The 21776-nt window shown below is 61.3% G+C and carries 21 protein-coding genes; 9 read left to right on the top strand and 12 right to left on the bottom strand.

Going from position 1 to position 21776, the window contains the following annotated elements; all coding sequences use genetic code 11:
• The first annotated feature begins 377 nt into the window (after positions 1–377).
• The 7 genes from ACK9YZ_RS28120 (at position 378) to ACK9YZ_RS28090 (ending at position 7566) form a co-directional block, all read left to right on the top strand.
• Entirely contained in the window at positions 378–1724 is a 1347-nt protein-coding gene (locus ACK9YZ_RS28120; RefSeq protein ID WP_416066890.1) for an extracellular solute-binding protein, read from the top strand.
• Between the two features lie 63 nt (positions 1725–1787).
• Positions 1788–3089 (top strand): carbohydrate ABC transporter permease, encoded by a 1302-nt coding sequence (locus ACK9YZ_RS28115; RefSeq protein ID WP_416066889.1) that lies wholly within the window; start codon positions 1788–1790, stop codon positions 3087–3089.
• Between the two features lie 2 nt (positions 3090–3091).
• Positions 3092–3934 (top strand): carbohydrate ABC transporter permease, encoded by an 843-nt coding sequence (locus ACK9YZ_RS28110; RefSeq protein WP_416066888.1) that lies wholly within the window; start codon positions 3092–3094, stop codon positions 3932–3934.
• On the top strand, positions 3934–4983 hold the full coding sequence (locus ACK9YZ_RS28105) for an ABC transporter ATP-binding protein (RefSeq protein ID WP_416066887.1): 1050 nt from the start codon (positions 3934–3936) through the stop codon (positions 4981–4983). Before ACK9YZ_RS28110 ends, ACK9YZ_RS28105 begins: the two co-directional genes overlap by 1 nt.
• A gap of 3 nt (positions 4984–4986) precedes the next feature.
• Complete coding sequence (locus tag ACK9YZ_RS28100) at positions 4987–5760, top strand: glycerophosphodiester phosphodiesterase (protein WP_416066886.1); 774 nt, start codon at positions 4987–4989, stop codon at positions 5758–5760.
• Positions 5744–6751 (top strand): LacI family DNA-binding transcriptional regulator, encoded by a 1008-nt coding sequence (locus tag ACK9YZ_RS28095; RefSeq protein WP_416066885.1) that lies wholly within the window; start codon positions 5744–5746, stop codon positions 6749–6751. The genes ACK9YZ_RS28100 and ACK9YZ_RS28095 overlap by 17 nt, the downstream gene beginning before the upstream one ends.
• Positions 6751–7566 carry an inositol monophosphatase family protein gene (locus ACK9YZ_RS28090; RefSeq protein ID WP_416066884.1) on the top strand — a complete coding sequence of 272 codons (816 nt, stop codon included), beginning with the start codon at positions 6751–6753 and terminating at the stop codon, positions 7564–7566. The genes ACK9YZ_RS28095 and ACK9YZ_RS28090 overlap by 1 nt, the downstream gene beginning before the upstream one ends.
• Here the strand turns inward: ACK9YZ_RS28090 and ACK9YZ_RS28085 are convergent, their stop codons facing one another.
• The 7 genes from ACK9YZ_RS28085 to ACK9YZ_RS28055 form a co-directional block, all read right to left on the bottom strand.
• Positions 7567–8421: a glycerophosphodiester phosphodiesterase gene (locus ACK9YZ_RS28085; RefSeq protein WP_416066883.1), complete on the bottom strand. Its 855-nt coding sequence runs from the start codon at positions 8419–8421 to the stop codon at positions 7567–7569. It abuts the gene before it with no gap.
• 264 nt (positions 8422–8685) lie between these two features.
• Complete coding sequence (locus ACK9YZ_RS28080) at positions 8686–9774, bottom strand: pyridoxal-phosphate-dependent aminotransferase family protein (RefSeq protein ID WP_416066882.1); 1089 nt, start codon at positions 9772–9774, stop codon at positions 8686–8688.
• Between the two features lie 12 nt (positions 9775–9786).
• The gene (locus tag ACK9YZ_RS28075) at positions 9787–10566 is read right to left on the bottom strand and encodes an ABC transporter ATP-binding protein (RefSeq protein ID WP_216760413.1); all 780 of its coding nucleotides are present in this window, start codon (positions 10564–10566) and stop codon (positions 9787–9789) included.
• Positions 10563–11345 carry an ABC transporter ATP-binding protein gene (locus ACK9YZ_RS28070; RefSeq protein ID WP_416066881.1) on the bottom strand — a complete coding sequence of 261 codons (783 nt, stop codon included), beginning with the start codon at positions 11343–11345 and terminating at the stop codon, positions 10563–10565. The genes ACK9YZ_RS28075 and ACK9YZ_RS28070 overlap by 4 nt, the downstream gene beginning before the upstream one ends.
• Positions 11342–12172 carry an ABC transporter permease gene (locus ACK9YZ_RS28065; protein ID WP_416066880.1) on the bottom strand — a complete coding sequence of 277 codons (831 nt, stop codon included), beginning with the start codon at positions 12170–12172 and terminating at the stop codon, positions 11342–11344. The genes ACK9YZ_RS28070 and ACK9YZ_RS28065 overlap by 4 nt, the downstream gene beginning before the upstream one ends.
• Positions 12169–13158 (bottom strand): ABC transporter permease, encoded by a 990-nt coding sequence (locus tag ACK9YZ_RS28060; RefSeq protein WP_416066879.1) that lies wholly within the window; start codon positions 13156–13158, stop codon positions 12169–12171. Before ACK9YZ_RS28060 ends, ACK9YZ_RS28065 begins: the two co-directional genes overlap by 4 nt.
• 40 nt (positions 13159–13198) lie before the next feature.
• The gene (locus ACK9YZ_RS28055; RefSeq protein ID WP_416066878.1) at positions 13199–14809 is read right to left on the bottom strand and encodes an ABC transporter substrate-binding protein; all 1611 of its coding nucleotides are present in this window, start codon (positions 14807–14809) and stop codon (positions 13199–13201) included.
• Between the two features lie 379 nt (positions 14810–15188).
• Here ACK9YZ_RS28055 and ACK9YZ_RS28050 point away from each other — a divergent pair, with 379 nt between their 5' ends.
• Entirely contained in the window at positions 15189–16517 is a 1329-nt protein-coding gene (locus ACK9YZ_RS28050) for an LLM class flavin-dependent oxidoreductase (RefSeq protein WP_416066877.1), read from the top strand.
• 91 nt (positions 16518–16608) lie between these two features.
• Here the strand turns inward: ACK9YZ_RS28050 and ACK9YZ_RS28045 are convergent, their stop codons facing one another.
• From ACK9YZ_RS28045 to ACK9YZ_RS28025, 5 genes are all read right to left on the bottom strand, one after another.
• Positions 16609–16938: a DUF6665 family protein gene (locus ACK9YZ_RS28045; RefSeq protein WP_216760419.1), complete on the bottom strand. Its 330-nt coding sequence runs from the start codon at positions 16936–16938 to the stop codon at positions 16609–16611.
• A gap of 18 nt (positions 16939–16956) precedes the next feature.
• A complete protein-coding gene (locus ACK9YZ_RS28040; RefSeq protein WP_416066876.1) occupies positions 16957–17109 on the bottom strand; it encodes a hypothetical protein in 153 nt (50 codons plus the stop codon).
• A gap of 133 nt (positions 17110–17242) precedes the next feature.
• Positions 17243–17884 (bottom strand): ThuA domain-containing protein, encoded by a 642-nt coding sequence (locus tag ACK9YZ_RS28035; RefSeq protein WP_416066875.1) that lies wholly within the window; start codon positions 17882–17884, stop codon positions 17243–17245.
• Between the two features lie 19 nt (positions 17885–17903).
• A complete protein-coding gene (locus tag ACK9YZ_RS28030; protein WP_416068447.1) occupies positions 17904–19007 on the bottom strand; it encodes a Gfo/Idh/MocA family protein in 1104 nt (367 codons plus the stop codon).
• Between the two features lie 31 nt (positions 19008–19038).
• Positions 19039–20238: an ROK family protein gene (locus tag ACK9YZ_RS28025; RefSeq protein WP_416066874.1), complete on the bottom strand. Its 1200-nt coding sequence runs from the start codon at positions 20236–20238 to the stop codon at positions 19039–19041.
• Between the two features lie 204 nt (positions 20239–20442).
• Between ACK9YZ_RS28025 and ACK9YZ_RS28020 the strand changes: the two genes are divergently transcribed.
• Positions 20443–21747, top strand: coding sequence for an extracellular solute-binding protein (locus ACK9YZ_RS28020; protein ID WP_416066873.1), 1305 nt, complete (start codon positions 20443–20445; stop codon positions 21745–21747).
• Positions 21748–21776 lie beyond the last annotated feature (29 nt).

Genomic DNA, 21776 nt, shown 5'->3' with positions numbered 1-21776 from the left:
GCACGCCTCCATTGTTGAACGGCTCCGGCGCAATTATTAGCCGATTAAGAAAATACAGGCAAGCGCGCGATTTTGAACGATGCGAAGAGCTGACGGCGTGGTCGTGACGAGGCCATGTCGCGGCTGTCGACGTTGCCTCAGCACCCTTCGATGACGATTTTCACTGGCAACTGGCCCCGTCTTTTGATCGGCAATTGACCGCGCCGAGAACATCGTCATAATAAATTTGCACACGTGCTCAATTTTGTCATTCGGCCGTTACGTTCGCCCTCTAGAGCGGGATACGCCACGTTTTCGTGGGGTTATCGGAACGGCCGTCAACACCAGTGATGACCCGTCAAGAGGCCTCACACTGCTCTTCTGGGGAGATGAAGAAAATGACTCTTTTGCCGACACTGAAATCCCTCACCGTCGCAGCCGCCATCCTGGCTTCGACTTCCGCTCTCGCGCTTGCCAAGGACGTTCACATCAGCGTCTGGGCCGGCGGTACCGGCCCGAACGACGTCTATCGCCTCGATGCCATCGAGATCGCAGCCCAGCAGCTGCAGCGCGAAGCTGCGCTGAAGGGTGAAGACCTGAAAATCACCGTCGAGAAGAAGCCCTATTCCGCCTGGGAGGATTTCAAGCAGGCGCTGACCCTTGCCGCAGAAGCCAAGACCGCTCCGAACATCGTCGTCAGCGGCCATGAAGACATCGCGCCCTGGTCGCAGGCCGGTCTCATCGTCCCGATCGAGGACTATGTCGATCTCGACTCCTGGCCGCTCAGCGACATCTATGAAAACCTGATGCAGATCGCCTCCTATAACGGCGCCGTCTACGGCATTCCGCAGGATGCCGAATCCCGGCCGATGTTCTTCTGGAAGCCCTACATGAAGGCGATCGGCTACAGCGATGCCGATCTCGATGCCTTGCCGCAGAGTGTCCAGGACGGCAAATACACGATGAAGAACCTGCTCGAAGACGCCAAAAAGATGCAGGACAAGGGCCTCGTCCAGCCCGGCTACGGCTTCTATCCGCGCACCAGCAACGGCCCTGACTACTGGCAGTTCTACACGTCCTTCGGCGGCACTATGGAAGAAGACGGCAAGCTTGTCTTCGACAAGGCGGCGATGACCCGTACCTATCAGTTCTTCGCCGATGCCGTTAAAACCGGCGTTACCAAGAAGAACCATATCGGCATGCCGGGCGACCAGTGGTGGAAGGAAGTTTCCACGGGCAAGGCCGGCATCTGGGACGCCGGCACCTGGCACTATGCCCGCATGGTCAATCAGGAAGGACTGAAGGACTTCTTCGGCAATATCGTCTTCACGCTGATCCCGGCCGGCGAAGGCGGCAAGGCCAACACGCTGACCCACCCGCTCGTCTACCTCCTGACCGCAGGTCACGATCAGGAAGACACCGAGATCGCCGCTCAGCTGGTCAAGATCGCCTCCGAGCCACGCACCAACGCGCTGCATGCGGTCAAATCAGCCCATCTCGGCATCTCCAAGTCGGAATCCACCGTCGACTTCTACGCGGCCGACCGCTGGACCCGCGAAGCCACCGAGCGCCTGCTGCCGCATGCCAATGCGATGCCGAACAATTCCGATTTCGGCAAATATTGGAACATCATGTGGAAGAACCTCGAAGCATCCTGGACCGGCGCCAAGACCGTAGACGCCGCGGTCAGCGATGCAGAGGGCGAGCTGAAGAGCACGCTCGGCGACAAGATCGTCATCCGCTAAGATCGAAGCACTCTTCCGGGCGGCGGCCACCGCCGCCCGGTCGGTTCGCGATAAGAGGCTTCCATGAAATCGTCCAGAACGCTCGGACTGGTGATGATCGCGCCTGCGGCGATCATGATTGTCCTGTTCTTCCTGATGCCGGTGGTTCTGACGGCGGTCTTCTCGATGACCAACATGACGACCGCGACCGGCATATCAGGCGGTGTCTACCAGATCGCACCCAACTCCCTGATCGCACTGAAATCGGCGATGCCCGACATCGCCGCCGAGATGGCCAAACCGCGCTACACAATCGACGAGGCGGGCCTCACGGCCGTCGAGGGCCTCGGGATGGCGCCGGGGATTGCTGCGGAATTGCGCGCCAAACATATAGGCGAGGTTTTCCCGGCACGCCGCGACGTCGAGCGCATGATCAAGGATCTCGCCGAGCGACCTTCGACACGCGAGGTCAAGCAGATCTCGGAACAGTTCAACCGCTCCGTCCTTAACACCCGCTTCGACAGCAAGGACCAGCTCTTCTCCGCTCTCGATACGCTTGGTTTCAAGCTGACCCCGGAGCAGAAGGAAGCCGTCGCTAAGACCACCTATACCGGCTGGACCTGGACGACCGACAATTTCTCACGCATGGCCAACTCGCCCGACATGGCGCGCGTGCTTTTCAATACCGTACTTTATGTTGCGCTGGTGCTGATGCTCTTCAACGTCGGTTATGCGCTGCTGCTCGCCATCTGGACACATTACATGCCGCCGACGTCAGCCTCGATCTTTCGCGGCATCTGGCTCCTGCCGCGCATCACGCCTGTCGTCATCTACGTCATGCTGTGGAAGTGGCTCGCCTGGGACAGCGGCTTCATTTCGATCCTGATGGGGAAGTTCGGCTACCCCCCGAAGAACTACCTGCTCGATACCGCTTATAATGCCTGGTTCTTCGTCGTGCTGATCAACGGCTTTATCGGCGCCTCGATGGGCATGCTGGTGTTCTCGTCGGCGATGAAGGCCATTCCTAAGAGTCAGTTCTATGCGAGCGAGGTCGACGGCGCCTCGCGCTGGCAGCAGATCCGTTACATTATCCTGCCGCAGATGCGCTGGCCGATCCTCTTCGTCACCTGCTATCAGACCCTGTCGTTGCTTGCCTCCTTCAATGAAATCCTGCTCGCCACCAATGGCGGTCCGGGCAACGCGACCGAGGTCTGGGCGCTCTCCGCCTATCACACCGCGCTCAGGAACTATGCCGGCAATCTCGAATACGGGTTGGGTGCCGCCATGGCGCTGGTGCTCGTCGTCATCGGCGTGACGCTGTCGCTTCTTTATCTGCGCGTTTTCAACTACGGCACGCTTGTCGCCAAGCCCCTGATCGAGGATTGACCATGGCCGAACGCTCGCAGCCCTCGGCAAATTATCGCAGTTGGCCTGTCATAACGGCACTGACCATCGTCAGTCTGCCGCTGCTCCTGATGTATGTCTATCTCTTCCTCGACACCGTGACGGTGAAGCAGCCGGATGCCTTGCTGCCCTCCGGCCTGACGCTCAATCACTGGCGCTTCCTGTGGCAGACGACGGCGGGCAAGGCGAACATCTGGCAGGTGACGTTGAACACGCTGCTGTTTTCGGCCTGCACCACCAGCCTGGTGCTCATCGTCTCGTCGATGGCGGGCTATGTGCTCTCGCGGCTCAATGTCCCTGCGCGCGGCTTCTTCCTTGCCGGTGTCATGGTACTGCACGCTTTCCCGTCGGTGACGCTGATCATCGCCATCTTCATCGTGCTGCAGATGATCGGTCTCTACAATTCGTTGATCGGCGTGATCCTGGTGAAGGCGGCGATCGATCTGCCGCTCGGTATCTGGTTGATGAAGGGTTTCTACGACACGGTGCCCTGGGAGATCGAAATGGCCGGCGTCGTCGACGGCGCTTCGCGGTTCCGGGTCTGGCGCAGCCTCGTGCTGCCGCAGGTCAAACCCGGCATCATGGCGCTCGGCCTTTTCTCCTTCCTCTCGGGCTGGGGCGAGTTCATCCTGCCGCAGGTGCTGGCGCCGGGCAATCAGGTGCAGGTGCTCTCGGTCTATCTCGCCGGCTTCCTTGCCGACGACAACAACTACGATTTCAACATGTTCAAGGCGGTTGGCCTCTTCTACCTCATTCCGGTGCTGATCGCCTACGCACTCTTCAACAAATACCTCATGAACATCTATGGCGGCGGGAGCAAAGGCTGATGCGCATCCTCCTCGACAATTTCTCGAAGAGCTTCGGCTCCACCAAGGTCATCGAGAACATGACGCTCGAAGTCGGCAGCGGCGAGATGCTGGCGCTGCTCGGCCCCTCGGGCTGCGGCAAATCGACGACGCTGTTTGCCGTCTGCGGCATCCACCGGCCGACTGGTGGCCGCATCCTCTTCGGTGATCGCGACGTAACCGACCTGCCGAGCCAAATGCGCAATGTCGGCGTGGTCTTCCAATCCTACGCGCTCTATCCGCACATGACGGTTGCCGAAAACATCGGCTTTCCGCTGAAGGTCAAGGGCGTCAATACCGCCGACATCCGCAAGGAGGTCGAGCGGATTTCCGGCCTCGTACACATCGGCAACCTGATGGAACGCCGTCCGGCACAGCTCTCCGGCGGCCAGCAGCAGCGTGTGGCCCTTGCCCGCGCGCTGATCCGCAAACCGGACGTGCTGCTGCTCGACGAGCCGCTCGCCAACCTCGATGCCAAGCTCCGCCTCGAAATGCGCTCGGAAATTCGCCGCATCCAGCGCAAGACAGGCATCACCGCGATCCTCGTCACCCATGATCAGGTGGAAGCGATGAGCATGTGCGACCGCATCGCCATCATGAAGGAAGGCGAGATCGTGCAGATCGCCACGCCGTCCGAAATGTATAGTGATCCACGCACCGCCTTCGTTGCCGGTTTCCTCGGCAATCCGCCGATTACCTTCCTGCGTGGCGTGATGAAGGACGGCACTTTTGCCATGCCTGAAAGCGAGATCCGCGTGCCGGTTTCGGTCCAGGCTGCCGAGGGCACCAAGCTGACGCTCGGCGTGCGCCCTGAACATTTCAATCCGGCCGGCGATATCGCCGTTACGGGCAAAGTCACCTTCGCCGAAACGCAGGGTCGCGAGAACCTTTACGACGTACGGCTTGCCGGCGGCTCGCTGCTGCGTTCCATCCAGCCGGTCCGCAATGACATCACCGTCGGTGATGAGGTGAGGTGGGCGATCGACAGCAAGGGCGTGTTCGTATTCGACGAAGAAGGTCGGAGGCTCTGAGCGATGCGTGACTTCTCGACTTTCTTCGAACGCTACGGCTGGCCCTCGAACAAGGGATATCTGCCTTTCTGCATCGGCCATCGCGGCGCGAGCGGCCATGAGCGGGAGAATACGCTCGAAGCCTTCCAGCGCGCTGCCGAACTTGGCGCGGAAATGTGGGAACTCGACATACAGCTCACCAGGGACGGCGTGGTCGTGGTCTCCCACGACGACCATCTGGAACGTGTCTTCGGCATCGATCGACGCATTTCCGAGATGACGGCCACCGAACTTGCGGCCCTCGAAGGCGTCGATGTTCCGACCTTCGAGGCGGTCGCGGCTCTCGGCCGGCGGACCAATACGGGCCTTTACATCGAGCTTAAGGCGCCGGGCACGGGGCTTCTGTGCTGGAAGCAACTTCACGAAAAGAACCAGCGCTTCGCCTGCCTCGGCTCCTTCGATACGGCACAGGTGCGCGAGCTTCGCGATGCCGGTTGCGACTATCCGCTCTCGGTGTTGATCCGCGTCGGCCACGATCCGCATGCGGCGGGTGACGAGGCCGGTGCCAATATCCTGCATCTCTGCTGGGAACGGGCCGGCGAACGGCCGCAGGATCTCGTGAGCGAAGAGCTGATGCAGCGGGCATTCGGCGAGGGCCGTGAGATCGTGTTGTGGCATGAGGAGAGGCCGGCCATTCTTTCCGACATCATAAAGCTTCCGGTGCTCGGCATCTGTACAGACCTGCCCGATCTGATGCGCCCGGCCGCTGGGGGTGAGAGACATGGCAGACAAGGATAACAAGGGGCCGAGAAAGGTCACCTCCTTCGACGTGGCGCGTGTGGCAGGCGTCTCGCGTGCCGCCGTTTCGCGCGCCTTCACGCCGGATGCCAGCGTTTCGCCGAAAACGCGCGAAAAGGTCTATCAGGCGGCGAAGGATCTCGGCTATCGGGTGAACTATCTCGCCCGCAGCCTGACCAATAAGCGCTCCGATCTCGTCGGCGTTGTCGCCGCCGGTCTCGACAATCCGTTCCGTACGCTGCAGATCGAGCATCTGGCACGTGTCCTGCTCGCCCGCAACTTTCGTCCGATCCTGCTGCCGACCTCAAAGGAAGCCGACACCTCGACCGTCATTGGCCAGTTGCTGCACTATGCCGTCTCGGGCGTCATCGTCACGTCGGATGCACCGCCGACGGAGATCTGCGAGCAATGCGCTGCCGAAGGCGTGCCGATCGTGCTGATCAACAAGGGCGATGATATTCCCTTCGTCGATCGTATCATCTCCGACGATCGCATGGCTGGGCATCTTGCCGCCACGCATCTCATCGAAAGCGGCGTCAAGGCGCCGGCGGTCATGGCCGCGCCTGCCATCTCTTATACGGCAAGGCGACGCAGCGAAGCCTTTATGATGACCTGCCGTCAACGCGGCCTCGATCCACGCTTCGTGGAGCTGAAGGTTAACGACTATCGGAACGGTTATGACGCCGCCGCCGGTCTTGCCTCGCTCGGCATCGACGGCCTGTTCTGCGCCAATGACTACATGGCCTGCGGCGTGGTCGACCGGATGATGAGGGAGCATGGCCGCGAGGAGCAGCCACCGATCCGCATCATTGGCCATGATGACATTCCCCAGGCAAGCTGGGCGGCCTACGACCTCACGACCATCCGCCAGCCGTGCGATGTCCAGGCTGAACAAACGGTCAATCTGCTGATGTCCAGGATGGCCGAACCGGATATGACCGCCCGCGTCGAATTTACCCCCGTGACGCTGATCAAAAGAAGGACTGCTTGATGAGTTCCGCATTCGATGCCTCTGCTCTGACCGCGCGGGCGGAGGTCGCAATCGACGTGGCCCGCAACGTTGGACGCGAGGCTGCGCGCTTCAGGCGTGAAGGAAAGCCGGGCGCGCTCAACGTCCAGAATAAGGGATTGCAGGATTTCGTCACGATCGCAGACAGGCAAGCAGAGCAGGCGATCCGCGCGGGACTGCTGGCGCGCTTCCCTGAGGATACCTTCATGGGCGAGGAAACCGGCGGTGAGTCCGGCTCGGCAGGAACCTGGGTCGTCGATCCCATTGACGGGACGACCAATTATATCCGTGGCTTCCGCCACTGGGGTGTTTCCATCGCCTTCGTCGTCGATGGCAAGGTGGGGATCGGCGTGATCTATGATGCGGCCAATGATCAGGTCTTTTCCGCTATCCGCGGCTGCGGCGCCTTCAAGGAGGGCCAGCCGATCCACGCCGCCCCGACCACCGATCCCGCCAATGCGATCGTCGTTCTCGGCCATTCGCGCAAGACGAGCTTTGACGACTATGCGGCGCTCTCCAAGCGGCTTTACGAACGTGGCATGGACTATCGCCGCATGGGGGCAGCGGCAGTCGATCTCGTGCGTGTGGCGGAAGGTGTTTCCGACCTCTTTTACGAACGGCATCTGAATGCCTGGGATATGCTTGCCGGTGCACTGATCGCCGCCGAGGCTGGCGCGAAAGTTGCCATTCCATCAGTCGATAGACTGCTGAAAGATGGCGGCCCGATCATCGCCCATTCGCCGGGATTGGCAGAGGAATTCGCTTTCCTCGTCGAGTTCGAGGGATTGGCGGGCTGATCAGCCCGCCATGCGCTTCAGCCATGCCCGTTCGGTCGCCGGTGCTTCGTCTGTAGTGATCTGATCCGGCTTTAAAGCGACCAGTGCCGAGAAGTTCGTCCATTCGGAATTGCTGAAACCGCCGTCGGGATCCTTCAGCGTGAAAGTCCAGGCATCGACGAGCTTGCCCTCGCTGTGGCAGAGCGCGATCATATCGAGGCCTGCCTTTGCTGCATCGAGCAGCATCGGCCAGTAGAGATAGATTGTTTCCGGCTCCGTCGGGCCGCGCAGATCGGCAAGCAGTTCCTTTTCAACCGCTTTCCAGCCTTCGGTCCTGTAGACGTCGCCAAGCCTGTCGCTGGGGTCGATACCACGGCGCAGATGCGGCAGCTTCTCCTTGACGGCCAGGATCAGATCTAGACTACCGGCGCTGACGATGACGGAGGCGGAAATCTTCTTCAGATGTTCGGCCAGATGGGCGATCCCCTTTTCGCCGATCACCTCGTAATCGTCCTTCATGTCGAACTGCAGCAACGCGTCTGGATGGGCCGATTGCAGCATGGCGGCCAGATCTTCGCTGTAGAGGAGGGGGCGATTGCCGTCCTTCATCCGCAGGTCTCGCAGTTCCGTCGGGCTCTTTTGGGCAATGATGCCGTGCCCGGTCGTCTCGCCTTCCAGCTCCTTGTCATGCAGCACGACAAAGCCGCCATCGGCGCGCACTCGAAGATCGAGCTCCATCGATGCGCCAGCCTTGAAGCCTTCGGCCATCACCTCAGCCGAAAACAGCGGATCCGCCATTCGCCGGCGCAGCCGGTGCCATTTCAGCAGGGTCGCATGGTTCTCAAACTCGATCCGAAGTCCGCGTGCGTCTGCCATTCCGTCATCCTCGGCATGTTTTCATTTTCCCTTCGTGCATCGGAAAGGCTCGATTCTCAAGAGGCGCCGGAAGATTGGCGCTGCGGTGAGAGGAGGCCTTTTCCGCAGCCCGATCTTCCGGCGATATCTCCACGAGGCCATGAGCAACAGGTTTTCGAAGCACCTGCACGTGCAACGGGCGAGGATTTCGAAAATCGACTGCACAGTCTGCGGGAGGAAGAGCTTTTCTTCTGGCAGCCGACACCGCTCTCCTGGTATTGAAGGTCAGCCGCTATAGGCCCTGACAACCGCCTCCGATGCGGCGCCGACATCCGCTGCCAAACCGGCTTGCCGCAGCGCTTCGCCATAGGTCACGACATTTGCGAGCACGGTCTGAAACGTCGCTCGTGGGCCTGTGTGGTTCAATCGTATGAGATGCGACAGACCGGTGCCGATACCGGCCGTCAGGTCGACACCCAGCCCCGCAGCTAAGCGGATGACCGATGTGGGCTCCACGCCTGTCGGTGTGGAGATCGTTGTCACCAGGTTTGACGCCTGTTCGGCAGGCACCCAAAGGCTTGCTCCCAGCGCTGACAAACCGGCTCGGGTGGCGGAAGCGGCCTTCTCATGGCGAGCGACGGTCTGTTCGACGCCTTCCGCCTCAACCCGGTCGAGGGCCGCCTCCAAGGCGAAAAATTCCAGCGGCGCGGGCGTTCCGGGCAAAGCGCCGCGGCCGCCATTCACCCAGGCTTTCAGCTCGGCGAGTGACAGGATGGAGTTGCGCGGTGCATCATCATGCATGATCAGCTCCCAGGCTCGCGGACTGACCGAGAGTGCGGAAACGCCGGCAGGTCCGCGAAGTGCCTTCTGCGGGCCGATGACGGCAATATCGATGCTCAATCCGGTGACATCGAGCGCATGACCGCCAACGGACGCTACGGCATCGACCACCGTTACGATGCCTCGTGCCTGCGCCAGCGCGACGATTTCGGGCAGTGGATTGAGGATGCCGCTTGCCGATTCCGCGTGAACGAGCGCCAGCGCACGGACACCGGGATTGGCATCCAGCGCCGCGGCAATCGTCTCGGCTTCGATCGGCCGGCCGGGTCGGGCGACGATTTCGATGACCTCAGCGCCGCCACGCCGCAGCCACTGCCCGAACCAGCCGCCATAGGAACTGGTGACGATGTTCAGCGCTGCAAGGCCGGGTCTGGCAAGGCTGGTCGCAACGGCCTCAAGCGCCACGACGGCCTCGGCCTGCACCAGCAGCACGTCGTTATCCGTCTTCAGGATCGCGCCGATACGGCGGGCAAGAATGGCGTAACGTTCTGCCGGGTAGGCCGGCGCGTAGAGCGGGTTCCAGGCTTCGGTCATGGGTAGCTTCCTTCAAGTGGGTTCGGTAACGAGGCGCGGCACGGCCGCAATGAGCCGGCGCGCCGCATCGGATCGCGGTGCAGTGACGACATCGGCTGCCGGTCCTTCCTCGACGATGCGGCCGGCATCCATGACGGCGATGCGATGCGAGATCGCCCGCACCACCGCGAGGTCGTGGGATATGAAGAGATAGGCAAGGCCACGCTCGCGCTGCAACTCGACCAGCAATTGAAGGATGCGGCCCCGAACGGTCACATCGAGTGCGGAGACGGCCTCATCCAGCACCAGCAGGGAGGGCCGCGTCGCGATGGCGCGGGCAATGGCGACGCGCTGCCGTTGGCCGCCCGACAGCGTGCGGACTGGGCGGGAGGCAAGGGCGGTGGGCAGGCCGACGCGCTCCAGCAGGGCGGCGATTTCGGCCGGCCGCTGTTTCCTGTCCGCGATATCGTGAATGCGCAGCGGATCGTCGAGAACCGAGGCGACGGAGGCCAACGGATTGAAGGCGCCGAGCGGATCCTGAAATACCATCTGCATATGCGCGCGCCTGCGCCGCAGGTCGACGCCGCGACGTGCGAGCCAATCCTCTCCTTCGAACCGGATGGAGCCGGTATCAGGCTCCAGCAAACGGAGAAGGACGCGCGATAGCGTCGATTTTCCGCTGCCCGAGGCTCCTACCAGGCCCAGGGTTTCGCCGGCCGTGATTGTCAGGGAAATATTGTCGAGAGCCGCAACCTGGCGGCCGGAGCTGGAATAGGCCTTGGACAATGCCTCCACGGTCAGAAGCCCATTCATGACACCATCTCGGTAATCAGTGGCTGCGTGGAAAGATCGCGATGGTTGGCGATGAGGGCGGCAGTATAGCTCTCGGCTGGCGATGACAGAACCGACCGGACGGGACCGGCCTCGACCAGTTCACCGTTGCGGAAGACGGCGACGCGATCGACGAAGCCAGAGGCGAGTGCGATATCATGGGTGATGAAGAGCAGCGTCATGCCTTCCTCACGAACCAGCCCGTCGAGCAGTCTGACGATTTCTGCCTGAACCACGACATCGAGTGCACTGGTCGCCTCATCGGCGATCAGCAAGGCGGGCTTGGCCGCTATTGCTGCGGCAATCGCCACGCGTTGCCGCTGGCCGCCCGAAAGCTGATGCGGGAAGGCGCGCATGGTGCTTGCGGGTTGCGGTATGCGGACGCGATCCAGGAGCTCCGCGGCATGCACATAGGCTTGCCGCCAGCCGAGGCGGAGGTGTCTTCTGGCGACTTCGGCAACCTGCTCGCCGATGGTCAGCACCGGATTGAGGCTGGTGCCGGGGTCCTGAAAGACAAAACCGAAATCACGGCCGGGGAGCGGCGCGTGGCCGAGCGCCGGCCAGGTTATTTCGCCCTCGATCCTGGCCTGCTCCGCTAAAATGCCGGCAAGTGTCCGGGCAAGCGTGCTTTTACCCGAACCGCTTTCGCCAATGATCGCCAGCCTCTCGCCCCTGACAATATCGAGGTCGACGGATTTCAGCGCTGCCTCCAGTCCGTAGCGGACCGACAGGTTTCTCACGCTGCAGAAGGGCGGGCTCATCGGGAGCCTCCCTCATGACCAAGTGCCCTCGTCAGGCCCTCGCTGAAAAGGTGGACGCCGAGCACGGTGATCGCCAGCGCCAGACCGGGAAGAACCGAAAGATAGGCGGCGGAGCGCAATACGCTGCGGCCTTCGGCGATCATCGAGCCCCAGGTGGCGAGATTGGAATTGCCGAGACCGAGAAAGGAGAGGGCCGCTTCGGTCAGGATCGCGCCGGCGACGATGGTGGCCGACAGCGCCAGAACCGGCGGCAAGGCGTTCGGCAGAATTTCCTTGAAGGCGATCTCGGCCGGATGCATGCCGATCACGCGGGCGGCAGCGACATAATCCCGCTCGCGGATGGACAGCACCTGCGCTCGCGTCAGCCGTGCCGGATCGGCCCAGGTGCCGAGGGCGATCGCGAAGACGACGACCGGCGTCGACACACCGATGATGCTGACAAAGGCGAGCGCCAGCAGGAAGCCTGGAACGATCTGGAAGGCATCGACGACGCGCATCAATGCCTCGTCAACCGCGCCGCCGGCAAAGCCGGCAGCCATGCCGACAAAAAGCCCGAGCAGCATGGCGGAAAGGGCTGCGGCAATCCCGACGGCCAGCGAGGTCCGAGCGCCATAGAGCAGGCCGGCGAGGACATCGCGACCCAGCCGGTCCGTGCCGAGCGGTAGGCTTGGATCAGAGAAGGGCGAGAGCAGCGCCCTGCCGGCGATCCGCAGCGGATCTCCCGGCGATATCACCGGGGCCAGCAGGCTGGCAATAAGCAGGGCTGCGAGAATGACAAGGCCGATCGCCCCCTCCGGGGTCCTTAGGAGACGCTTGAGCAGGGTCATGCGCGGCCCTCCGATGAGCCAATGCGCGGATCGAGAGCGGCATAGACGAGATCGACGATGAAATTGATGCAGATGACGAGAAAGGCGCTGGTGACGATGATGCCCATCAGGAGCGGCGCGTCACGGCCGTTGACGGCCTCCTGGGCCAGCCTGCCGAAGCCTGGAATGGCAAAGACGCTCTCGATGACGACGCTGCCGCCAAGCATGGCGGCGGACTGCAGACCGAGCATGGTGACGAGCGGCAGCAGCGCATTGCGCGCCACATGGCGAAGCACGATGCGGCTGCGCGACAGACCCTTTGTCCGGGCAAACAGCACGAAATCGAGCTTCCACGCCTCCGCCATGCCCGCGCGCATGACGCGCAGGAACAGCGCAAGATAGATGAAGGAGAGCGCTCCGACCGGCAGGGCCAGGTGTTCTGCGATATCAAACGCTCGGAAAAGCCCTGTTTTGCCGGAGGCAATGGTCTCAATACCGGCGATCGGCAGCCAGCGCAGTTTGACCGAAAAGAGGATGCTAAACACCAGTCCCAGCCAGAAGCTCGGAATAGCATAGATGATCAGTGAACCGATCGAGAGAAAACGATCACGCAGGCTGCCCGGCTTCGCGCCTGCCAGGATGCCAAGCGCTGCGCCAAGCCCGAATGACAGCGCCGTCGCGCTTCCCATCAAGAGCAGCGTGTCTGGCAGCCGCTCGGCGATGAGATCCCGCACCGGCCGGTCGAAGGCCACCGACCAGCCGAGGTCGAGACGAGCGAGCGATGACAGATAGAGCCAGAGCCGGGCGAAGACCGATTGATCGAGCCCGTAACTCTCTCGCAGCGACTTGATCAGTGCCGCATCACCACCGCCGATCGAGCCGAGATAGGCATCGACGGCATCGCCGGAGGCGGATTCGAGCAGGAAGAAGCTGAAGATCACGACGATCAGCAACACCGGAATGCTGCTGATGATCCTGCGTCTCAGGAGGAGAAGTGCACGTTTCACGCCCGACGAGGCCCCTGAAGCAATTCCGACTTCGACCCTATCACGATTGCAGCGCGGTATCGCCCCAATTCGAGACCGCCCAGCGTGGATTGTCGGAGACGTTCAGCACCGTGTCGCGAGCGACCGTGATGAAGCCCCATTCGACGACGTTGATCAGCGGCAGTTCGGCCACCACGAGTTGCTGGAACTTGTAGTAGAGGTCGGTACGAACAGCGGTATCCACTGTCACGGCAGCCTGTGCGATGATCTTGTCGAGCTCGGCGCTGACATAGCCACCCTGGTTTGAGAAGGGCACGCCGTCAGGCGTTCCGGACTGGACGAGGATGGTGGTCGAGATGGCAGGGTCGCCGCGGAAGACCGGCGGCCCGACGGCGATGTCGAAGTCGTGGTCGGTATAGATGGCCTTCTGGTGAGCGGCCGCATCGGCATTGACGATGACTGCGTCGATACCGACGGCGGCAAGCGCCTGGCGCAGATAGTCGCCGAACTGGCGCGTCTCGTTGAAATAGGGTGCCGGCCGCAGCTTGAGCTGGAAACGATTACCGTCAGGTCCTCTTGTATAGCCGCCCTGGTCCAGAAGATCGTTTGCCACCTGCACGTCGAAATTATAGTTCGCAACGTCGGCCGTGTAGAACTCCTTGGAATTCTTCGGGATGGGGCCGGTCGATTCCGTCGCATAACCGAGGAAGATCGTGTCGACGACGAATTTCTTGTCGATCGCATGGGCGATCGCCTGGCGGACTCTGAGATCGGAGAGTTCCTTGCGGCGATGGTTGATTTCGATGACGAGCTGATAGGTCAGCGCCTCGTAGCCCTTGGAGATGACCTTGATGCCGTCGACCTTGGAGATGCGGTCGAGATCGGCGAGCGGCACGGCCGAGAAGGCAGCAAGATGGATTTCTTGGGCTTCCAGTGCCGCGCCGGCCGATTCACGGTCGGGCAGCACGCGGTAGACGATCTCGTTGAGCTTCGGTTCGCCCTTCTGCCAGTAGTTCTCGTTGCGCGTCAGCCGGTAATATTCGCCGGGCTTATGTTCGGCGAACTTGAACGGGCCGGTACCGACAAGCGTGTTGTTGGCAGGATTCTTGGCGATGTCCGTGCCTTCGAAAATATGCTTGGCGACGACGCTGGTGACAGCCGGCAGCGCATTGCGGATGAGCTGGAAGGGCGTCGGCTTCGAAAAGCGGAAGATCGCCGTATGGTCATCGGGCGTATCGACCGTTTGCAGATTGGCGAAGACCAGGCGCCCGAGATTCTGAAGCGGCTTCCAGACGTTGAGCGCGGAGAAGGCTACGTCGGCCGAGGTGAACGGCTTGCCGTCGTGCCAGGTGGCGTTTTCACGCAGCTTGAAGGTCACGGAAAGCCCGTCGGGCGAGCCTTCCCAGGAGGTGGCGAGCCGCGGTGCGAGACCATCCGCGCCCTCGTAGGAGGCTTCGGCCAGCGGTTCGATCACCTTGCTTGCAACGAAGAAGACGCCGTTCGAGGCAACAATGGCGGGATTCAGGTTCTTCGGCTCGGAGTCGGCTGCGACGATCAGGCGTCCGCCGGCCGGCACGTCCTGTGCCAGAGCAATGCGCGAAAGTGCGGTCGAGCCGAGCAGCAGCGCGGTGCCTTGCAGCAGGCTGCGCCGAGAGATATCCGCAATAGTCATGCCCCTTCCAATCCTTAAAAATTCAATGGCCTATATTCGAACTGAAACCGTAAGTGTGACAGGAATTAAATTCGAACAGGATGGCCAGGCGAGATATTTTTTGTCACCCAGCCATTATTTTCAACGGCTGCCGGCGGCAAGCCGGGGCGCTTCGGCGCCGAGACTGCGGTAGGCTGGCTGGCCCGGCGTCTAATGTGCACCTCTGCTGGTCTCACCTGGAAGTGACCGGTTTGGTGGCGGACGTGTCGCCGAAAATCGACATGGTCGATCTTCTATTGCTGGCCTCCAGCTCCTACGTAACCGTGGACCGATACGTCATTCCGGTATCCGCATTCTGCAGAGGGCAGGCGACCGCTTCGCCCGATCCATGAGGAAATACATGACCCGTTCCCGGCAGTTGCGCCTTGGCGCCTTTATGCGTCCCGTCAGCCTGCATACCGGCGCATGGCGCTATCCGGGGTCCTATCCGGATGCCAATTTCAACTTCGCCCATCTGAAGTCATTCGCGCAGAAGCTCGAGGCCGCGAAGTTCGACGCCTTCTTCATGGCCGATCACCTGGCTGTGCTCAACATGCCAGTCGAGGCGCTGAAGCGCAGCCATACCGTGACCTCCTTCGAGCCGTTCACGCTGCTTTCGGCGCTCGCCGCCGTCACCGAGAGGATCGGTCTCGCTGCGACGGCGTCGACGACCTTCGATGAGCCCTACCATATCGCCCGTCGTTTCGCCTCGCTCGATCACATCAGCAATGGTCGCGCCGCCTGGAACATCGTGACCACCTCCAACCCCGATGCAGCCCTCAATTTCGGTCTGGACGAGCACGTGGAACACGGTGAGCGCTATAAGCGGGCGCGTGAATTCTACGATGTCGTCACCGGCCTCTGGGACAGCTTCGCCGACGATGCCTTCATCCGCGATCGCGACAGCGGCATTTATTTCGATCCCGACAAAATGCATGTGCTCGACCACAAGGGCGAGGAGTTGAGCGTGCGCGGGCCGTTGAACATTGCCCGACCGGTTCAGGGCTGGCCCGTCATCGTGCAGGCCGGCCAATCGGATCCGGGTCGCCAGCTTGCGGCCGAAACCGCGGAAGTGGTCTTCTGTTCGCCGCGCGATCTCGACGGTGGCAAGGCACTTTATGCCGACATTAAGGGCCGGATGCAGGCCATCGGCCGCAATCGCGACCATCTCAAAATGCTGCCCGCCGCCTTCGTCGTCATCGGCGACAGCATCGAGGAGGCGCGCGCCAAGCGTCTCGCCCTCGACAGCCTCGTTCACTACGATAGCGCCATCGCATCGCTTTCGATCGCGCTTGGCCATGATGCCTCCAGCTTTGACCCGGATGCGCCACTGCCCGATGATATTCCCGATACCAATGCCAGCAAGACCGGCCGCGCCCAGGTCATCAAGCTGGCGCAGGAGGAAAACCTGACCGTGCGCCAGCTTGCCCAGCGTTATGGCGGCTATTCGGGCCTTGCCTTCGTCGGCACGCCTGAGAGCATTGCCGATGAGATGGAACGCTGGCTGGAGGAGGAAGGTTCGGATGGCTTCAACATCGTCTTCCCCTACCTGCCGCAGGGTCTCGACGACGTCACGACACGCCTGGTTCCTGAATTGCAGCGCCGGGGCCTGTTCCGCAGGGACTATGAGGGCACGACGCTGCGAGAACATCTTGGCCTGCCACGGCCGGAAAACCGCTTCTTCAGCTGAAGAAAACCGCCAGGGCAGGGCAACGATCAGGCGGAGCGACCCTTCGAAGAGGGCTGGTGCGGAGAGGCGGAGGCGACCGCCTGACCGGAGGCTATTTCCTGATAACACCGACCCTTGCCAGCACTTCGCCGGGAATGGCGTAGCGCTGGATAACATCCTTGTTGTTGCGAAGCCCACAGATCTCGCGCTGGACGAAGAGCGCCCAGACTGCATCGGAGGCGTTGTTGACCAAGGTCTCGCGCTGCTCGGCGCCATGGCGATCGGGGTTCCAGGCCTTCAGCGCAGCGAGCGCCGATTCGACCTTGAGGCCATTGCGCCCGAGCGAACTCGCTCGTTCCGACATAAGCTCATATTCAAGTACATTCACCCCGCCTTCGGCCGAAAAGGACTGCCTGAAGGATTGCGGCGGGCGAACGCTCATTGCACTTGCTCTCGCTGGTTACTGCGCCGGCCTGCCCGTGACCTGAAAATAGGCCCAGGCAGCGGCAAACACGAGAATCACCACGGCGATGATCATCAGCTTGCGAAGCATGGGATTGGGTGCTTTCGGCGGGGGCTTCGGCTTGCGAAACTTGATAACGTTGTCGCTCATTGTCTTGCTGTTCGGTTCGTTCTTCTCACAGCAGTAACGCATATCGACGGGCTTTGGCACCCGTGTCCTGTCCAAATATGCGCTTTTATGTGAGAGCTGCCGGTGGACACCGGCAGCTCAAGGTCGAGCCGGATCAGCGCGCCGCCCAGTTGGCGCCGCGACGGAAGATCGTCTTCATCTGCGGCACGTCGAATTCCTTGGCGACGTGGCCGAGGGACGAATAGAAGACGCGACCCTTGCCGTATTTGCGCTTCCACACGACCGGCATGGTCACCCCATCGATCCAGTAGGCATGTTCGCCGGTAAAGGTGGTTGTTGCCAGCACCTCGTTCGAGGGGTCGACATGCATGTAATACTGCTCGGAATTGTAGGGGAAATCGGTAATCCCCTCCATCAGCGGGTCATCCGGTCGCGTGACGTTGACGGTGTAGTTGATGATGTTGCCAGGATGGGCAACCCACTGGCCACCGATGATGAACTGGTAGTCGGTCGATTCACGGAAGCTGTCGCCGGCGCCGCCGTGATAGCCGGCAATGCCAACGCCGCTTTCGATCGCGTCGGCGAGGTTTTTCACCTCTTCCTTCTCGATCTTCGACATGGTGATGACGGGGACGATCAGGCTCAGATCGTGAATCGACGGATCGGCGAACGCCTCCGTGCTGTGCTCCACATAGACCTTGAAACCGTCTTCCTCAAGCATGTCCTTGATGATTGCGGCGCATTGTTCCGGTTCGTGGCCGGCCCAGCCACCCCAGACGATCAGTGCTTCACGCATCGTGTATTCCTCCTGAAAATTACTTGCCGAGCAGTCCGTCGACGAGGGATTGAGAAAGCGGAGCGGGGCGCTCCGTTGTCGTGGTGAGCGTCACCGTGCTGCCGGTGTCGGACGCCTTCTGGAAGGCTTCCATCACTTCGAGCACGTGCAGCGCCAGATCGCCGTTTGCGCGATGCGGCCGGTTCGACCGGATGGCATGGGCGAGATCGGCCACACCGAGAGAGCGATAGTTGCCGTCGGCATAGGGCAGGGTCACCGGCTGGTCCTCGAACTCGCCGCCCTTCTTCAGATATTCGACCGGGCCGGCAAAGCGGTTGGGATCCGGCACGATCAGCGTGCCCTCGGTACCGTAGACTTCGAGCGGAACATGCTTGTGGCCGGCCACATCGAAGCTCATGCCGATCTGCACGACTGCGCCATTGGCGAAAGCCATGACGCCGGCGACATGGGTCGGGATATGAACCGGGATGCGTTCGCCATTGCGGGGCTCGCTGGTGATGATGCGCTCCTTGCGCGGGGTCACCGCAAAGCCGGCAACCTTGGCGATCGGTCCCAGCAGATTGACGAGATCGGTGATGTAGTAAGGACCCATGTCGAGCATCGGTCCGCCGCCGACTTCATAGTAGAAGGCCGGGTTGGGATGCCAGCGCTCGTGGCCAGGGCACATGAAGGTCGCGGTACCGCCGACCGGGATGCCGATGACACCCTCGTCGATCAGGGCGCGGGCAGTCTGATGGCCGCCACCGAGGAAAGTATCGGGGGCCGCGCCGATGCGCAGGCCCTTGGCCTTGGCGGCATCCGCCAATTTTTTCCCTTCTGCGAAATTAATCCCGAGTGGCTTTTCTGAATAGGTATGCTTGCCGGCTTCCAGTGCTTGCAGCCCGACGGCCACATGGGCCTTCGGAATGGTCAGGTTGACGATGATCTCGACTTTCGGGTCGGCGAGAAGCTCGTCGACCGTGCGTGCTTGAAGGTTGAATTCAGAGGCCTTTGCCTCTGCAAGTTCGCGATTGAGGTCGGCCAGTCCGCGGATATCGAGGATCGGAAATGCCGATGTCATCGCCTTCAGATAGGCGCCCGAAATATTGCCGCATCCAATGATGCCGATACCGACTTTTTCCATCATGTCCTCCAACAATACAGGTTTTTGCGCGTCAAAGCGCTGGCCCGGTGGTACTCCAGGGCGATTCATAGAGTTCGTAGAGCGCGACGGCCGCTGCACCCCGTGCCCAGAAATCGTCGGTCGAATCATCGAAAACGAGTTCGCTGACGCCTTGCAGGGATGGCGGGATGGCCAGCGCATAGGCATCCCTCAGACTGTTGAGGAAGGGCTCACCCAGCGCGAGCGATGAGCCGACGAGAATGACGCGCGGCGGTGCAAACAGCGTGACGATATTGGCGATCGTCAGCCCGACCGCCTCGCCGGCCCGTGCCGCTGCACCGATCAGTTGGTCGTCATCGGCCTGGATCATTGCCTGCACGTGCGTCATGCCGCGGCCGAGACGCACCGCTTCGGCGAAACGTCCATCGGTCTGCTGGTCGCCGAGAATGGCGCTTTCGCCGGCCTGGCTCGAAAGACGGACCACGCCCTGTTGGCCCATCCCGAGGACGAGGTCGCCGAGATTGTGGCTGAGGCCGCCGGCGCCGCGGAAAAGCTGGTTGTCATGAAGCACGCCGAGACCCAGCGTCTGCTCCAGCGAGATCAGAACCATGTCTTCGAGGTCGCGGGCCTTGCCGAACCAGTGATGGCCAAGGGTGATGGCATGAGCATCGCTCTCGATGATCGTCGGCGTCGATAGGCGGGCCGACATTTCCTTCGCAAAATCAACGTTGACTTCGCGGAATATCGGGCTTGAGCGGATGTAGCCCGTGCGATGCTCAATGACGCCGGGAAGTGCCAGACAGATGCTGTCTATATCACCGAGCGACAAGCCGATATCGACGACACAACGTCGTACGCCGTCTTCGACGAGATCGGCAATGACGGCGATCGGCTGACGATCGATGCGGATCGGCAATGTCAGCCTGGAGAGCACGTCCCCGCGGAAATTGGTGACGACGAAGATCATGCGGCTGGGGGCAATCTTGGCGCCGACCACACGGGCGGCATCCGGATTGAGCTCCAGCATGACGCGGGGTCTTCCACGCACGGCCTCGTTGCGGATATCGCCCTCATGGCGCGGCAGGATCAGCCCATCGTCGAGCAGCGAAGCGGTGATGGCCGAAACCGTCGTGGTCGAGAGCTCCGTACGCTCACTGATCTGGATACGAGAAATCGGACCATGGCGCCGGATCGTGTCGAGCACGTTCAAGCGGTTGATCGCACGCATTAATTCGGGATCCGCAGTCTTCATGAAAATTAGCCAGGCAATCGGTCTGTTGGTGCGATCCGTCTCGTATTTTTAACGGGTTACGAAATAAATAGCAGCCAAAGGCCGGGCGCTGTCAAGGGAATTTGGTGAAAAATACGGCGATTGACTTGACATTGGGCAAAAGCTTCGTTGAATTAATCCGCATAGGGGAAAAATTGTGAGGATAGGTCCCCTGGGAGGAAAATCATGAATTTCATGCTGAAGAGCGCCGCCTTTGCCGGCAGGCGCATCGTATCCATGGCCGCGGCAGCCGGCATGTTGCTGGCCGGTGCCGGGGCTGCCTCGGCCGCGACTGTGGTTAAGTGGCTGCATCTCGAGCTCGATCCGAAATTTGTCGCGGTGTGGGAAGAGATCGTCAAGAAGTATGAGGCCCAACATCCAGACGTCGACATCCAGATGCAGTTTCTCGAAAACGAGGCCTTCAAGGCTAAACTTCCGACTTTGCTGCAGTCGGACGACGTTCCTGATTTCTTCTACAGCTGGGGCGGCGGTGTCTTGAAGCAGCAGTCGGAGACGGGAGCTCTCCAGGATGTGACGGCAGCCCTCGATGCGGATGGCGGCAAACTGCGCAAGGCCTATACGCCGGCCTCAGTCGACGGCCTGACCTTCGACGGCAAGACCTGGGCCATCCCATACAAGGTGGGCCTGGTCAGTTTCTTCTATAACAAGGCGCTGTTTGCCAAGGCCGGCGTCAAAGCCGAGGATATCAGGACCTGGACCGATTTCCTTGAGGCGGTCAAGAAGATCAAGGCTGCCGGCATCGTGCCGATTGCGGGCGGTGGCGGCGACAAATGGCCTATCCATTTCTACTGGAGCTATCTCGTCATGCGCGAAGGCGGCCAGAAGGTCTTCGAAGCCGCCAAGAACGGCGAGGGCGAAGGTTTCCTCGATCCTGCCGTCATTAAGGCGGGCGACGATCTCGCCGAACTCGGTAAGCTCGAACCTTTCCAGCCTGGATACCTCGGCGCGACCTGGCCGCAGACGCTCGGCGTCTTCGGTGACGGCAAGGCCGCGATGATCCTGGGCTTTGAAAATACGGAGGCCAACCAGCGCAAGAACGCCGGCGACGGCAAGGGTCTGGCACCCGACAATATCGGCCGTTTCGTTTTTCCGACGGTCGAAGGTGGCGCCGGCAAGCCAACGGATACGCTCGGCGGCCTGAACGGCTGGGCCGTGACCAAGAAGGCCTCCAAGGAAGCAATCGATTTTCTTGCTTTCCTGACGAATGCGGACAACGAGCGCATGATGGCAAAGGCCGGCATGCTCCTGCCTGTTGCAACCGGCGCCGATGATGGCGTCGTCAACCCGCTGCTCGCCGAATCGGCAAAACAGCTTGCGGGTTCGAGCTGGCATCAGAATTTCTTCGACCAGGATCTCGGTGCGGCCGTCGGCCGTGTCGTCAACGACGTGTCGGTGGAAATCGTCTCCGGACAGATGACTTCCAAGGACGGCGCCCAGATGATCCAGGATGCTTTCGAACTGGAGCAATAGTCAGCGCCTGCGGACATTCCCGGCGCTCT

Origin of the sequence: Rhizobium sp. ZK1 (assembly GCF_047782645.1) — a bacterium.
Taxonomy (GTDB): Bacteria; Pseudomonadota; Alphaproteobacteria; order Rhizobiales; family Rhizobiaceae; genus Rhizobium.
Note: the sequence above shows the minus strand (reverse complement) of the source record. Positions and strands in the feature narration are given on the sequence as shown.